General features: G+C 72.7%; 13 protein-coding genes. 9 read left to right on the forward strand and 4 right to left on the reverse strand.

Annotation, left to right across the window (positions count from 1 at the left end; genetic code table 11):
* The first annotated feature begins 7 nt into the window (after positions 1 to 7).
* Genes SANBI_RS03520 through ccsB form a run of 3 tightly spaced genes read left to right on the forward strand, consistent with a single transcriptional unit; the run spans position 8 to position 3,605 of the window.
* Positions 8 to 829: a cytochrome c biogenesis CcdA family protein gene (locus SANBI_RS03520; RefSeq protein WP_082544246.1), complete on the forward strand. Its 822-nt coding sequence runs from the start codon at positions 8 to 10 to the stop codon at positions 827 to 829.
* Positions 829 to 2,580, forward strand: a complete 1,752-nt coding sequence (resB, locus tag SANBI_RS03525) for a cytochrome c biogenesis protein ResB (protein ID WP_319158969.1) — start codon at positions 829 to 831, stop codon at positions 2,578 to 2,580. The genes SANBI_RS03520 and resB overlap by 1 nt, the downstream gene beginning before the upstream one ends.
* A complete protein-coding gene (gene ccsB, locus SANBI_RS03530; RefSeq protein ID WP_319158971.1) occupies positions 2,577 to 3,605 on the forward strand; it encodes a c-type cytochrome biogenesis protein CcsB in 1,029 nt (342 codons plus the stop codon). Before resB ends, ccsB begins: the two co-directional genes overlap by 4 nt.
* Positions 3,606 to 3,799: 194 nt before the next feature.
* Here the strand turns inward: ccsB and SANBI_RS03535 are convergent, their stop codons facing one another.
* Positions 3,800 to 4,342, reverse strand: a complete 543-nt coding sequence (locus SANBI_RS03535; RefSeq protein WP_319158973.1) for a PLD nuclease N-terminal domain-containing protein — start codon at positions 4,340 to 4,342, stop codon at positions 3,800 to 3,802.
* 30 nt (positions 4,343 to 4,372) lie between these two features.
* On the opposite strand from SANBI_RS03535, the gene SANBI_RS03540 reads away from it, so the two are divergent.
* Positions 4,373 to 4,765 (forward strand): DUF4229 domain-containing protein, encoded by a 393-nt coding sequence (locus tag SANBI_RS03540; RefSeq protein WP_319158975.1) that lies wholly within the window; start codon positions 4,373 to 4,375, stop codon positions 4,763 to 4,765.
* Here the strand turns inward: SANBI_RS03540 and SANBI_RS03545 are convergent.
* Together SANBI_RS03545 and SANBI_RS03550 are read right to left on the reverse strand one after the other, a co-directional pair.
* The gene (locus SANBI_RS03545) at positions 4,736 to 5,605 is read right to left on the reverse strand and encodes a 1,4-dihydroxy-2-naphthoate polyprenyltransferase (protein ID WP_319158977.1); all 870 of its coding nucleotides are present in this window, start codon (positions 5,603 to 5,605) and stop codon (positions 4,736 to 4,738) included. The two genes, SANBI_RS03540 and SANBI_RS03545, sit on opposite strands and share 30 nt — an antisense overlap.
* 10 nt (positions 5,606 to 5,615) lie before the next feature.
* Complete coding sequence (locus tag SANBI_RS03550) at positions 5,616 to 6,836, reverse strand: AMP-binding protein (protein ID WP_319158979.1); 1,221 nt, start codon at positions 6,834 to 6,836, stop codon at positions 5,616 to 5,618.
* 119 nt (positions 6,837 to 6,955) lie between these two features.
* Between SANBI_RS03550 and SANBI_RS03555 the strand changes: the two genes are divergently transcribed.
* Both SANBI_RS03555 and SANBI_RS03560 read left to right on the forward strand, forming a co-directional pair.
* Positions 6,956 to 8,047 (forward strand): DUF3048 domain-containing protein, encoded by a 1,092-nt coding sequence (locus SANBI_RS03555; RefSeq protein ID WP_319158981.1) that lies wholly within the window; start codon positions 6,956 to 6,958, stop codon positions 8,045 to 8,047.
* A 116-nt stretch (positions 8,048 to 8,163) separates the two neighbouring features.
* The gene (locus SANBI_RS03560; RefSeq protein WP_319158983.1) at positions 8,164 to 8,424 is read left to right on the forward strand and encodes a hypothetical protein; all 261 of its coding nucleotides are present in this window, start codon (positions 8,164 to 8,166) and stop codon (positions 8,422 to 8,424) included.
* Between the two features lie 118 nt (positions 8,425 to 8,542).
* On the opposite strand, the gene SANBI_RS03565 is transcribed toward SANBI_RS03560, so the two are convergent.
* On the reverse strand, positions 8,543 to 9,508 hold the full coding sequence (locus SANBI_RS03565) for a 1,4-dihydroxy-2-naphthoyl-CoA synthase (protein ID WP_319158985.1): 966 nt from the start codon (positions 9,506 to 9,508) through the stop codon (positions 8,543 to 8,545).
* Between the two features lie 79 nt (positions 9,509 to 9,587).
* Between SANBI_RS03565 and SANBI_RS03570 the strand changes: the two genes are divergently transcribed.
* The 3 genes from SANBI_RS03570 to menD are packed head-to-tail and all read left to right on the forward strand — an operon-like array spanning position 9,588 to position 13,216.
* Positions 9,588 to 10,292, forward strand: coding sequence for a hypothetical protein (locus SANBI_RS03570; protein WP_319158993.1), 705 nt, complete (start codon positions 9,588 to 9,590; stop codon positions 10,290 to 10,292).
* 9 nt (positions 10,293 to 10,301) lie between these two features.
* Complete coding sequence (locus tag SANBI_RS03575) at positions 10,302 to 11,291, forward strand: o-succinylbenzoate synthase (protein ID WP_319158996.1); 990 nt, start codon at positions 10,302 to 10,304, stop codon at positions 11,289 to 11,291.
* The gene (menD, locus tag SANBI_RS03580; RefSeq protein WP_319158998.1) at positions 11,288 to 13,216 is read left to right on the forward strand and encodes a 2-succinyl-5-enolpyruvyl-6-hydroxy-3-cyclohexene-1-carboxylic-acid synthase; all 1,929 of its coding nucleotides are present in this window, start codon (positions 11,288 to 11,290) and stop codon (positions 13,214 to 13,216) included. The genes SANBI_RS03575 and menD overlap by 4 nt, the downstream gene beginning before the upstream one ends.
* Positions 13,217 to 13,244 lie beyond the last annotated feature (28 nt).

A 13,244-nucleotide genomic window follows, 5' to 3' on the forward strand; every position in this document is an offset into this window, starting at 1 on the left:
CTCCACCGTGCACACGCTCATCGGGGCCGGTCCGGCCCTGCAGACCCAGGCTGCCGGCATCGGCGAGACCTTCGCGACCACGGCGTTCAGCGGCGCGATGATCCTCGCGGTCCCTGTCGCGCTGCTCGCAGGGTTCATCTCCTTCGCGTCACCCTGCGTGCTGCCCCTCGTCCCCGGCTACCTCGGCTTCGTCAGCGGGCTGTCGGCGTCGAGCGTCTCCGACCCCGGCGCCCCGGGCCGTGCCTCGGCCGGTCGCGGCAGGCTGCTGCTCGGCGTGAGCCTCTTCGTCCTCGGCTTCACGGTCGTGTACGTGGCCATCGGGATCGTCAGCGGCACCGTCGGGTCCTTCCTGATCCGCTGGGAAGACGTCATCACCCGGGTCCTCGGGGTCGTCGTGATCGTCATGGGTCTCGCCTTCCTCGGGGCCGTGCCTGCCCTCCAGCGTGAGCGGCGGATGCACGTGAGCCCCCGCGCCAGCCTGTGGGGCGCGCCGCTGCTCGGCTTCGCCTTCGGGCTCGGCTGGGCCCCGTGCATGGGCCCGACCCTCGTGGCGATCAACGCCCTCGCCTTCCAGGAGGGCTCGGCGCTGCGCGGCGGGATCCTCGCGGTCGCGTACTGCATCGGCCTCGGGCTGCCCTTCTTGCTGCTCGCCCTCGGGCTGCAGTCCAGCACGCGAGGCGTCGCGTTCCTGCGCAAGCACCGCCTCGCCGTCATGAGGATCGGCGGGGCGCTCCTCGTCCTCGTCGGCCTCGCCCTCGTCACCGGCCTGTGGGGCGAGCTCACGAGGTCCATGCAGGGCCTCATCAGCGGGACGGAGACTCTGGTCTGATGGCCGACGACACCAGCGGGACGACCGCAGGCGGCTCGTACCGCCCTGAAGGCATCGCCGACGAGTTCAGCGGGGCGGCCGACACCTCGACGACCAGCCCCGGGCCGACCGTCCCCAGGCTCGGCGCGGTCGGGATGCTGCGCTTCGCGTGGCGCCAGCTCACCTCGATGCGGGTCGCGCTGTTCCTGCTCATGCTGCTCGCCGTCGCGGCCGTGCCCGGCTCGGTGTTCCCGCAGCAGAAGCAGGACCCTGCGGCCGTCGCGCAGTACATGATCGACAACCCGACGCTCGGAGAGTGGCTCAACCGACTCGGGTTCTTCGACGTGTACGCCTCGGTGTGGTTCTCGGCCATCTACATCTTGCTGTTCACCTCCCTCGTCGGGTGCATCCTGCCGCGCACCAAGGCGCACCTGCACGCGCTGCGCACGGCGCCGCCGCGCACGCCTCGCCGCTTCGCGAGATTCCCGGCCCGGGGCCGCTACCTGGCACCGGCGGATCTCGTGAGCCCTGAGGACGTCTCGGCCGCGGCCGTGAAGCACCTGCGCCGCCGCTATCTCGGTCTGCCCGCCTTCCGTGTGGTCACCGACGTCGAGCCGAGCGGAGCGCTGACCGTGAGCGCGGAGCGCGGCTACCTGCGCGAGACCGGCAACCTGGTGTTCCACATCAGCCTGCTGGGCATCCTCATCTCCTTCGGTGCCGGGCAGATGCTCGAGTACCGCGGGCAGGCGATCGTCGTCGAGGGTCGCGGCTTCGCCAACTCTGTCGTCGACTACGACACCTTCGAGTCGGGGGCGCTCTTCGACGAGAACAGCCTCGAGCCCTTCTCGATGACCCTCGACTCCTTCGAGTCCCAGTTCCGCATCACCGACGCCAAGGCGCAGGACTTCACGGCCTTCGTCACGGTCCGCGAGACCGACGGCACCGAGCGTGCCGACCAGATCAAGGTCAACCACCCGCTCGACCAGTCGGGGGCGAAGATCTACCTGCAGGGCAACGGCTTCGCACCGAGCGTCACGGTCCGTGACTCTGCCGGCGAGATCGCCTTCGCGGGGTCGGTGCCGTTCCTGCCGCAGGACGACGTCTACACCTCCCAGGGCGTCATCAAGGTCCCCGACGTCTCGACGGGGGAGCAGGTCGGCCTCGTCGGCTATCTGCTCCCGACAGCCGAGGTGACCGACTCCGGTGCCCGGTCGATCTTCCCGGACCCCATCAACCCGATGCTCGTGCTGACCGTGTTCCACGGCGACCTCGGGCTCGACGACGGGGTGCCGCAGAACGTGTACAGGCTCGACACCGACGGCATGACGCAGTCCCTCGAGGAGGACGGCACGGCAGTCACGCTGCTCGTCGGCCAGGGCGAGACCGTGGACCTCCCGGACGGGCTCGGGACCATCGAGTTCGACGCGCTGCCCCGCTTCGTCGCCCTCGACCTGCGGCACGACCCGACGCTCGGCTGGCTGCTCGCCTCCTCCCTCGGCGCCCTCCTCGGCGTCTCTGTCTCGCTCTTCACCCCGCGCCGACGCATCTGGGTCCGTGCGACCCAGGACGAGGCCCCGGACCCCGACGGCAGCGGCCGGACCGTCCGACGTACAGTGGTCGAGGTGGCCGGGCTCGCGCGCGGCGACGACACCGGCCTCCAGGGCGAGGTCGACGCGCTGCTCCACGCCCTCCCGGCGCTCCCCGAGGACCTGACCCACCCGCAGCACGGCACCAGCACCCCCGACAGCAGCACCCGAAAGGCCGACCGATGAACCTCTCTGAGATCAGCGATCTCCTCGCGTGGGGGGCCGCGACCGCGTACACCGTCGCGATGATCGCCTTCGCGATGGACCTCTCCCAGGTGACCGACGCGATGGTGCAGCGCAAGACCGCACGCGCAGCCAAGACCACCGTCCTGGCCGGCAGCGGCGGCCCCGAGCAGTACGGCGTGTCGTCGGCGACCGCACCCTCCGAGCTCGTCGAAGAGCGCCGTCGCAGCAAGGCCCTCGGCATCGCGATGTCGACCACCACGATCGGGTTCCTGATCCACGCGGCTGCCTTCGCGACCCGCTGGGTCGCGGCCGGTCACGTGCCGTGGGCCAACATGTACGAGTTCTGGCTCAGCGGGACCTTCGTGGCCGTCGGGCTGTTCCTGCTGCTCCAGCTCAAGGTCGACGTGAGGTTCCTCGGCGTCGTCGTGACCTTCCTCAGTGCCATGTTCCTGGTGCTCGGGCTCAACGTGTTCCACGTGGTGGCCGACGAGGTCCAGCCGGCGCTGCAGAACTACTGGCTCGTGATCCACGTCGGTGTCGCCGTGACGGCGACGGGCATCTTCACGGTGTCCTTCGCGACGAGCGCCCTCCAGCTGCTCCGTGACTCCCGCGACAACGGCTCGACGCTGCTCCGCGGCGAGGGCACAGTCGTGCGGGGCCGCAACGTGGCCGCCTGGCGCCTGATGAACTGGCGCTTCCTCGACCAGATCCCCACGCCCACGGCCCTCGAGGCGCTGAGCTTCAGGCTCAACGCCGTGGGCTTCGTGCTGTGGACCTTCACGATCATCGGCGGCGCGATCTGGGCCGAGGACGCCTGGGGCCGCGCGTGGGGCTGGGACCCCAAGGAGGTCTGGAGCTTTGTCATCTGGGTCGTCTACGCGGCCTACCTCCACGCCCGCACGACCCGCGGCTGGGCCGGTCGACGTGCCGCCTGGTTCGTCGTGGTCGGCTACGCCTGCGTGCTGTTCAACTTTACGGGTGTGAACCTGCTCTTCACCGGGAAGCACTCCTACTCCGGCATCTGAGCCTGGCTCACCCGGCAGCTCTCCCACAAAGTTAAGACCCCCAGCACCGTCACGGTGCTGGGGGTCTTCTCTTCGGGCGGGGTAGCCGTCGTGCGGTGGCGCGTCGTGCGGTGCAGCCGTCGTGCGGGGTGGCTGTCGTGCGTCGTGCCCGTCGTGCGGGGTGCGCCGGGGCGAGCCTGCGCGGTGCTGCGTCGTCAGACCGAGGGGCCGCGGCTCGGGGTGCTGCCGTCGGTGTCGTCGTGCCCGTCGGTGCTCTCGCTGCTCGCGTCGCCGTGCGTCCCGTCGGTCCCGAGGCTGCTCGGGTCCTGGGGGGCCCGAGGCGGGTCGACCACGTCGCCCGTGGGGGCTGCCGGGCTGTCGGCGCGCGGGTCGCCGTCCAGGAGCTCGTCAGGCTGGACGGCTGCGCCCTCGCGGCGGGCCTGCTCGCGCTGCTCGCGGGCCAGCCGCCACAGGAAGTCGGGGTCGTCGTCAGGGGCGACAGGCTGGTTCGGACGACGGCGGCCGCGGGCCGGGGCGCCAGGGAAGGAGGCGCGTCCGGAGGCGGGGGCTGCGGCTGAGCGCCGCGACCGGCTGTACGCGATCCAGGCGAGCGGACCGAAGTACACGAGCACCACGATGATGATCACCCACAGCCACTTCGGGATCCCGCCCCTGTCGCGCTCGTCGCTCGTGGCGAAGTCGCTGAGGGCGTAGACGAGCAGGGCGAAGGCGGCGATGACTGCGAGTACTCGGAGCATCCCTCCAGCCTAAGCGTTTAGTCTGGGAGCGTGCCCTTCATCATCTACTCCGCGCTGCGGATCGCCCTGATCGTCGTCGTCGGCATCGTGCTCTACCTCGTGGGTATGCGCGGCTGGCTGCTCGGGGTCGTCGCGATCCTCGTCGCGCTGCTGGTCTCGTACCTCGCGCTGAGCCGTCAGCGAGAGGCCGCTGCGCTGTACATCGCCACGCGTCGCACGCAGCGTCAGACGAGCGGGGTGCAGCTCACCGAGCGCCTCGACCGCGACAACGCCGACGAGGACGAGGCGATCGACGCGTCCGCCGCGCAGCCGGCGCGTGCGGCGACGGTCACGGTCGACGACCAGGCCCCCGCCGTGCAGGCCACGCCCGCTCCCGGCGAGGTGCCGGTCGCGTCAGATCGCGAGACCGACCCCGAGAAGTAGGCCGAAGCCGAGCTCGTACATGCCGGTCCCCGCGAGGACCGGTACGAGCAGCAGGCCACGCGCCCCGGCGATCACCGGCAGCGTGAGCAGGACGGCCGGGAAGGCCAGCAGCAGCACGATGACAGCCCAGCCGTTCGCGAAGGCGCAGAGCAGACCGAGCAGCAGCGGCAGCCAGATCATCAGCACGTAGACCCGCCGTGCCCGGAACTCTCCGAGGCGCACGGCCAGCGTCCGCTTGCCCACGAGCATGTCGGTCGGCACGTCGCGGATGTTGTTGACCATGAGGATCGCGCAGGCGAGCAGACCGACCGCGACGGCTCCCAGGACCGCGGGGACCGTGATCTGGTCTGCCTGGGTGTAGGTGGTGCCGAGCACAGCCACGAGGCCGAAGAAGACGAAGACGCCGACCTCACCCAGACCGCGGTAGCCGTAGGGGTTCTTGCCGCCCGTGTAGTACCAGGCCGCTGCGATCGAGAGCACGCCGACGGCGACGAGCCACCAGTGCCCGGTGATGACGACGAGCGCGAGACCTGCGAGGGCGCCGACGCCGAAGGCCGCGAAGGCGGCGGTCTTGACCTGCGAGGGCTGGGCGGCGCCCGAGCCCGTCAGTCGCAGCGGGCCGACCCTGTCCGCGTCCGTGCCGCGCACGCCGTCGGAGTAGTCGTTGGCGTAGTTGACGCCCACCTGGAGCGCGACGGCGACCACCAGGGCGAGGAGCGCGGCACCGAGGTGGAAGGCGTCGATCTGCGCCGCTGCGCCCGAGCCCACCATCACGGGGGTCGCGGCGGCGGGGAGGGTGCGGGGGCGTGCCCCTGCGACCCACTCGGAGGAGGTGGCCATGGTGCTCCGTTCAGCGGTCGGACGTCGAGGTCGGTCGTCCGAGACGACGCGCCGCGAGCAGCGCGACCGCACGGCGGTCGACCTTTCCGGGTCCGCGGAGCGCGAGGGCGTCGGTGACGACGACGTGGCGGGGTGCGGCCGGCGCTCCCAGGATATCGGTGACGTGGGACCGGGCCTCGGCGAGGAGGGTGTCCTGCGACACGTCGGTGCCGTCGAGCGCCGGCGTGACGACCGCGACGACGACCTCGCCCCACTCGGGATCCGGCACCCCGACCACGCAGACCTCGCTGACCTCGGGGAGGCCGACGAGGACGGCCTCGACTGCTGCCGGAGCGACGTTGACACCGCCGCTGATGATGACGTCGTCGGCCCGACCGAGCACCCTGAGCGTCCCGTCGGGGGCCAGCTCGCCGAGGTCGCTCGTCCGGAACCACCGGGCTGGGCCTGACCCGGCGCCGGACCGGGCAGGAGATCCCGCACCTGGGGCCGGGTCCGGTGCTGGGGTTGCCGGGAGGTCGGTCACGAAGGCCGCCGCGGTCGCCTCTGGGTCGTCGACATAGCCGTCGGCCAAGACCGGCCCGGAGATCTGCACGCGCCCGTCGACCGTGCGGACCGTGACCCCGTCGAGGGGACGACCGTCGTAGACGCAGCCGCCCGCCGTCTCGCTCATGCCGTAGGTGGTGACCACCCTGACGCCTGCGGCACGGAGCTCGGCGAGGACAGGGGCCGGGGTGGCCGCGCCGCCGAGCAGCACGGCGTCGAAGGAGGCGAGCGCGTCGAGCCCTGCAGAGTCCCCGCCACGAGCCTCTGCGATCAGCCTGTGCACCTGCGTGGGCACGAGCGAGGTGTAGCGCCGCGTGCCCTCGACCTGGTCTGCTGCGGCCGCGAAGGCCGCGCCACGGAAGGTGTGCGCGAGGTCGAGGACCACAGGCACGGTCCCGGCGAGCACAGACCTGGCGACCACCTGCAGCCCGGCCACGTGCGTGGTGGGCAGGGCGAGGAGCCACGAGCCGTGGCCGCCGAGCCTCGTCGCGGTCGCCGTCCCGGAGGCGCGCAGCGCGCTGCCGGAGACCTGCACGCGTCGAGGTTCACCGGTCGAGCCAGAGGTCGGGACCACGACGCACGCTGTCGTGCTGCCCGGGGCGGCGTCGAAGGCGGCCTCGACACGCCGTCGGGCGTCGTCTGCCGCGAGGTGGGTCGCGCTCGGGGAGGTTTCAGCCGGGTCCTTCACCAGACCAGAGTAGGTCGGGTCCTACTCTTGTCTCGACCCGCGCGCAGCGGCCGTGCCCAGCACAGGCCCGCGCGCTCAGCACCAGACGGCCTCAGAGCCCGTGACGAGGGAGCCCCCACGTGCAGCGACACCACCGCACGCCGACCGGAACCGCCCGGCAGCAGAGCCGGACGAGGCTCGCAGTCGCGCTCGTCTCGACGGCGCTGCTGCTGGCGGCCTGCTCCTCGGGAGCGGGCGGCGGGACGACGACCGTGGGCGCCACGCCTGACGCCACGGCTGACCGTGCCGGCGCACCCGAGCCTGTCGTCCCCTCGACGTGGCCGCTCACCGGCGTCGCCAGCGACGAGCTCGTCAACCGGCCTGCGCTGGCCGTGAAGATCGAGAACTCCCGCGAGGCGCGCCCGCAGACCGGGCTCGAGGCGGCGGACGTCGTCTGGGAAGAGGTCGTCGAGGGCGGTGTCACCCGGTACATCGCCGTCTACCACTCTCAGCAGCCCGAGGTCGTGGGGCCCATCCGGTCCGTACGCCCGATGGACGCGCACATCATCGCGCCGCTCGTCGGCCTCATGGTCTTCTCCGGCGGGCAGCCGCCCTTCGTCGACGCCGTCACGGCCAGCGGGCTGCAGGTCGTCTCCAACGACCGTGGCGACGCCGGGTTCGCCCGGTCGTCGGACCGCCGGGCTCCGCACAACGTCTACGGCACCCTCGCCGAGTTCACCGCTCAGGCAGATGCCGAGCACCTCAACTCCCCGGCTGAGCAGTTCGCCTTCGCCTCCGACGCCGAGAGCGCCTCGACGGCGGCAGGGACGCCTGCGGCGAACCTCTCCGTGAGGATGTCCGGCTACAGCAGCCCCTCGTGGGCGTGGGACGAGGCGTCAGGTCGCTACCTGCGTTCGGAGGGGACCACACCGGCGGTCTCGGTGACGGGCGAGCAGCTCGGAGCCACCTCGGTCGTGGTGCTCAGCGTGGACATCTTCAACACCGAGTTCGTCGACCCTGCAGGCACCCCCGTGCCGGAGACCCAGGTCATCGGGACGGGCGAGGCGCTCGTCGTCTCGGGTGGGAAGTCCGTCCCGGCGACGTGGAGCAAGGAGAGCTCGTCGGCTCCGACCACGCTCACCGGGGCTGACGGTCAGCCGGTCCGGCTGGCGCCGGGGAACACCTGGGTCGAGCTCGTCCCCAGCGACGGCGGCTCCTTCTCGGTGAGCTGACTCATCCGTCAGGCTGACCCCGGTCCGCCGGGGTCAGCCTGACGCATGACGGCCGGGGGACCACGACCATCCGTCGGCCCGATGTGCCCGCGCCCGCGCGAGGGAAAGATCGAGTCATGGCAACCTTCACGCACCCCAGGCTCCCGATCCGTCCGGCTCGCACCGCACGCTCAGCGCGCGCGACGACGCCCTCGGTCCGCAGGTCCGTCACCTCGCGGGCCGTCACCGGCTACGACTCGACCGACGAGCCGCGTCGCGCAGCATCCGTGGTCCCCGTCCTGCTGGCCTTCGGCGCGCTCGTCCTGCTGAGCGTCGCGGCGGCGTACTTCGGCCGCGAGGTGATCTCCTTCGTCGGCTCGTTCCTCGCGGCGCCCTGAGCCCCACGGCTGGGTCGCACGGCTGAGTCTGATCGCTGACTCGTGGCCGCTGTCCCCCAGCGTCCCGCTGAACTGCCGCTGCCCCCCCGGGGGTCCCGCCGAGCAGCAGGCGTCCTGCTCAGAAGTAGTACGGGTACGCCGACCAGTCGGGGTCCCGCCGCTCGAGGAACGCGTCCCGGCCCTCGACGGCCTCGTCCGTCATGTACGCCAGACGCGTCGCCTCACCGGCGAAGACCTGCTGGCCCGCGAGCCCGTCGTCGGCCAGGTTGAAGGCGAACTTGAGCATCCGGATCGCCTGGGGCGACTTCGTCGCGATGGTCCGCGCGTACTCGAGGGCGAGGTCTTCCACGTCGGCGTGGTCGGCCACCTCGTTCACGGCGCCCCACTCGTAGGCGTCCTGCGCCGAGTACTCCCGGGCGAGGAAGAACACCTCGCGCGCCCGCTTCTGGCCCACCTGCCGGGCGAAGAGGGCCGAGCCGTAGCCTGCGTCGAAGGACCCCACGTTCGCGTCGGTCTGCTTGAACCGTGCGTGCTCGCGGCTCGCGATCGACAGGTCCGCCACGACGTGGAGCGAGTGACCGCCGCCGGCCGCCCAGCCGTTGACCACGGCGATGACCACCTTCGGCATGGTCCGCATGAGCCGCTGGACCTCGAGGATGTGCAGCCGACCGGCCTGGGCTGGGTCGATGTGGTCGGCCGTCTGCGCCGCAGAGCCGGACTCGTCGGCCGTCGTGTACCTGTAGCCGTCACGCCCTCGGATGCGCTGGTCGCCACCTGAGCAGAAGGCCCAGCCGCCGTCCTTGGGGCTCGGCCCGTTGCCGGTGAGGATCACCGCGGCGACGTCGGAGGTCATGCGCGCGTGGTCCATCACCCTGTGCAGCTCGTCCACGGTGTGCGGACGGAAGGCGTTGCGGACCTCTGGCCTGTCGAAGGCGATACGCACCACGGGGAGGTCGCGCTCGTGCTCGCCTGTCCTGTCCACGCCGCGGTGGTACGTGATGTCGGTCAGCTCCTCGAAGCCGGCGACCAGGCGCCACCTCTCGGGGTCGAAGGTCTGGGACACAGGTGCGGGGAGAGAGCTCACGCACCCACCCTAGGCGACAGCGCCCGCGCCGCGACCGCCCCGAAACATGCCGGTCACAGAGCCTCGCTATGGTCTGCGGGTGACCACGCCGCTGCGCCGCCAACCCCGGGGGGCCGCGCGCCGCGACGCGATCGTCGAGGCCGCCGCCGCCCTGGTCGTCGAGGCCGGCCCCTCGACCCTCACGCACAGGACCATCGCGCAGCGTGCCGACGTTCCCCTCGCGGCGACCACGTACTACTTCGCCTCTCTCGACGACCTCGTGGGCGCCGCAGGGACCCGGCTCGCGGAGCGGTGGGCGGTCCACGCCGACGCCGTGCTCGCCGCTGTGACGGCTGAGGTGACAGCCGACCTGACAGCCGAGGTGAGGGCAGAGCTGACAGCAGAGCTGACCGCAGGTGCGACCGCAGGGGTGCCTGAAGTCCTCGGGCGACCTGGCTCCGTCGCCGCGGTGCTCTCGCTCGAGCGCCGGTGCGCCGTGCTCGTCGACGCCGTCCTGCCGGCGGGCGGTCCCCTCGCCGTCCGCGGCCACTACGAGCACCTCGTGAGCGCGGGACGCGACGACACCCTCGCCGGCGCGTACGCGGCCGGGCGCGCAGGGCTCGACGAGGCCGTCACGCAGATCGTCGACCTGCTGGACATCCCTGTGGGCCCCGAGATCGTCGTGGCCGTCGTCGACGGGGCTGCGGTGTCGGCGCTCAGCGAGGGCGGCGACGTGCGGGTGCACGCCGAGCTCCTCCTGCGGCGCACGCTGCTCGCGCTCCAGCCCGCGGCCGCCGGGGCCTAACCTGGTCAGGTGCACGTCTACACGACCCCCCTGACCACGCGGTTCCGAGGCCTCGAGGCCCGCGACGGCGTCCTGCTCGAGGGAGCAGCCGGCTGGGGCGAGTTCTCGCCCTTCTGGGACTACGACGACGCGGAGTCCGCCGCCTGGTGGTCTGCGGCCCGCGAGGCCGCCGACCTCGGCTGGCCCGCCCCGGTGCGCAGCCACGTGCCCGTCAACGTCACCGTCCCGGCGACCGACCCGGAGCGTGCGCGCAGCATCGTCCTCGCCTCGGGCGGCTGCCGGACCGCGAAGGTCAAGGTCGCCGAGCGGGGGCAGAGCCTCGCCGAGGAGATCGCCCGGCTCGAGGCCGTCCGGGACGCGCTCGGACCCGGCGGCAGGATCCGCATCGACGCCAACGGGGCGTGGGAGGTCGACGAGGCCGTCTCCAGGCTGGTCCACCTCGACCGCGCCGCGGGCGGGCTCGAGTACGTGGAGCAGCCGTGCGCCGACGTCGCCGGCCTCGCAGCCGTGCGCCGACGCACCTCGGTGCCCGTCGCCGCCGACGAGTCTGTCCGCCGGGCCGAGGATCCCTTCGAGGTCGTCCGGCAGGACGCTGCCGACATCATCGTGCTCAAGGTCCAGCCCCTCGGCGGGGTCCGTGCCTGCCTCGAGCTCGCCGAGCAGGTCGGGCTGCCCGTCGTCGTGTCGTCTGCGCTCGAGAGCTCGGTCGGTCTGGCCGCCGGGGTCGCGCTCGCGGCCGCGCTGCCGCGCCTCTACCACGCCTGCGGGCTGGCCACCTCCCAGCTGCTCGTGCAGGACACCGTCGACGAGCCGTTGCTCCCTGTCGACGGGGCGATCGCCGTCGGGCGTCCTGTCCCGAGCCCGGCGACCCTCGAGGCGACCGACGCCGCCAGGCTGGCGCCCGAGGTCGCCGGGCGCTGGGCCGAGCGGGTGACCCGCGTCGAGGCGCTCGTCGCGAGCACCGCCAAGACCGCCCGCCACGGCGGGGGAGCGGCATGAGCGCCGCACCGTCCGAGCCTGGCGCATCGGCTCCCTCGGTGGTCGCTGCGCACACCCTCGTCGAGACCCTGGTCGGTCTGGGGGTCCATGAGGTCGTCCTCGCACCGGGGTCGCGCAGCGCACCCCTCGCCTACGCCCTCGCGCACGCCGTGCGCTCGGGCCGCCACCCGGGTCTGCGTCTGCACGTGCGTGTCGACGAGCGCGACGCGGGCTTCCTCGCGCTCGGCCTGGCCAAGGGTGCTGGTCTCGTGGCCGGGCGGTCCGTGAGCGGGGTGACTGCAGGCTCCTCGTCTGACGTCCCCTCGCCGGCTGCCCCCTCGCCGACCGCACCTGTCGCCGTGGTGACGACCTCCGGGACTGCTGTGGCGAACCTGCACCCGGCCGTCCTCGAGGCGCACCACGCGGGGGTCCCGCTGCTCCTGCTCACTGCAGACCGCCCGCACGAGCTGCGGGGCACGGGTGCCAACCAGACGGGCGACCAGGTCGGGATCTTCGGCTCGGCGACCCGGCTCGCCCTCGACGTGCCTGCGCCGACGGGTCGTCCGGGTGAGCTCGGCGACCTGCGTGCGCAGCTCGGTCGTGCCGTCGCGGCGGCCACCGGCAGCCGGACGGCGTCCCCAGGGCCGGTCCAGGTGAACCTGGCCTACAGGGACCCGCTCGTCCCGACGGCCGCTGACGTCGGGCTGCTCTCACGGGGGCTGGCCGTCGACGGCGGTGCCGAGCCGTCGCCCCAGGTCCTCGCCCGCGTGGTCCCCCGGGAGACGGTGACCGACGCCCCTGCGGAGATCCTCGCTCTCGCCGACGAGCCGGCGACGGTGGTCGTCGCCGGTGACGGCGCCGGGGACGTCGCACGACTCCTCGCCGAGGCCCGTGGCTGGCCCTTGCTCGCCGAGGTGTCCTCGGGCGCTGCGGGCGGGCCGAACCTCGTCGCTGCGCACCGCCTCGTGCTCGGCGGCTCGCCGTTGACGGCCCAGGTCCGTCAGGTCGTGGTGCTCGGCCGACCGACGGTGTCCCGTCCCGTCCAGACGCTCCTCGGATCGGGGGCGAGGGTCGTGGTCGTGGCGCCCGGTGCCGAGCAGTGGCCTGATGCCGCACGCTCTGCGTCGGTCGTGCTCGCCGCGGTCCCCTCCGCCTGGCTCGACCAGGCTGGCGGGCCGGACCGGCTCGGCGAGCCCGACGGACCTGGCGCGGTCCCTGCGGCCGGGCGCACGTGGCTCGAGAGGTGGCAGACCGCCTCGACCGCAGCCCGCACCGTGGTCGAGACGACCGTGGCTGGGGACGGGGGGACCGGCCCAGACGCAGGCACCGGCACCGGCGCACGTCCCACCTCGCTCGCCGTGGCGGCCGAGGTCGCGTGGGCCAGCCAGCCTGACGACGTGCTCGTCATCGGGTCGAGCAGCCCGGCCCGCGACCTCGAGCTCGTCGCCTCCTGGCACGACGCACCCGTCGTCGTGTCGAACCGTGGTCTCGCCGGGATCGACGGCACGGTCTCGACCGTCGTCGGCGTCGCGCTCGCCGCGCAGGCCACCGGCCCGACGACGGTCCGTGCCCTGCTCGGAGACCTCACGTTCTTGCACGACGTCGGCGGTCTGCTCCGCGGGCCCGACGAACCCGCCGTCCAGGCGCAGGTCGTGGTCGTCAACGACGACGGGGGAGCGATCTTCGCGACCCTCGAGCACGGACGCCCCGAGCACGCGGACATCTTCGAGAGGGTCTTCGCGACCCCGCACGGCGCCGACCTCGGTGCGCTCTGCGCCGGGTACGGGGTGCACCACGAGGCCGTCAGCAGCGTCGGAGCCCTGCGTGAGGTGCTCGCCGCGCCCCGCCCGGGGATCAGCGTCGTCGAGGTGGTGGTCGACCGTCAGGACCGGGGCGCGCAGGGACGCGCGCTCGCGGACCGGGTGACGGCAGCGCTCAGCGGCTGAGGCTCCGCCGCACCTCGCGTACCGGACA

The organism is Sanguibacter biliveldensis (assembly GCF_033798665.1).
GTDB classification, from domain to species: Bacteria; Actinomycetota; Actinomycetes; order Actinomycetales; family Cellulomonadaceae; genus Sanguibacter; species Sanguibacter inulinus.

Excerpts from the sequence above, each read along its gene's own strand:
- resB (WP_319158969.1), top strand. The coding sequence starts at position 829 with ATGGCCGACGACACCAGCGGGACGACCGCAGGCGGCTCGTACCGCCCT.
- ccsB (WP_319158971.1), top strand. The coding sequence starts at position 2,577 with ATGAACCTCTCTGAGATCAGCGATCTCCTCGCGTGGGGGGCCGCGACC.
- SANBI_RS03535 (WP_319158973.1), bottom strand. The coding sequence starts at position 4,342 with ATGCTCCGAGTACTCGCAGTCATCGCCGCCTTCGCCCTGCTCGTCTAC.
- SANBI_RS03545 (WP_319158977.1), bottom strand. The coding sequence starts at position 5,605 with ATGGCCACCTCCTCCGAGTGGGTCGCAGGGGCACGCCCCCGCACCCTC.
- SANBI_RS03560 (WP_319158983.1), top strand. The coding sequence starts at position 8,164 with ATGGCAACCTTCACGCACCCCAGGCTCCCGATCCGTCCGGCTCGCACC.
- menD (WP_319158998.1), top strand. The coding sequence starts at position 11,288 with ATGAGCGCCGCACCGTCCGAGCCTGGCGCATCGGCTCCCTCGGTGGTC.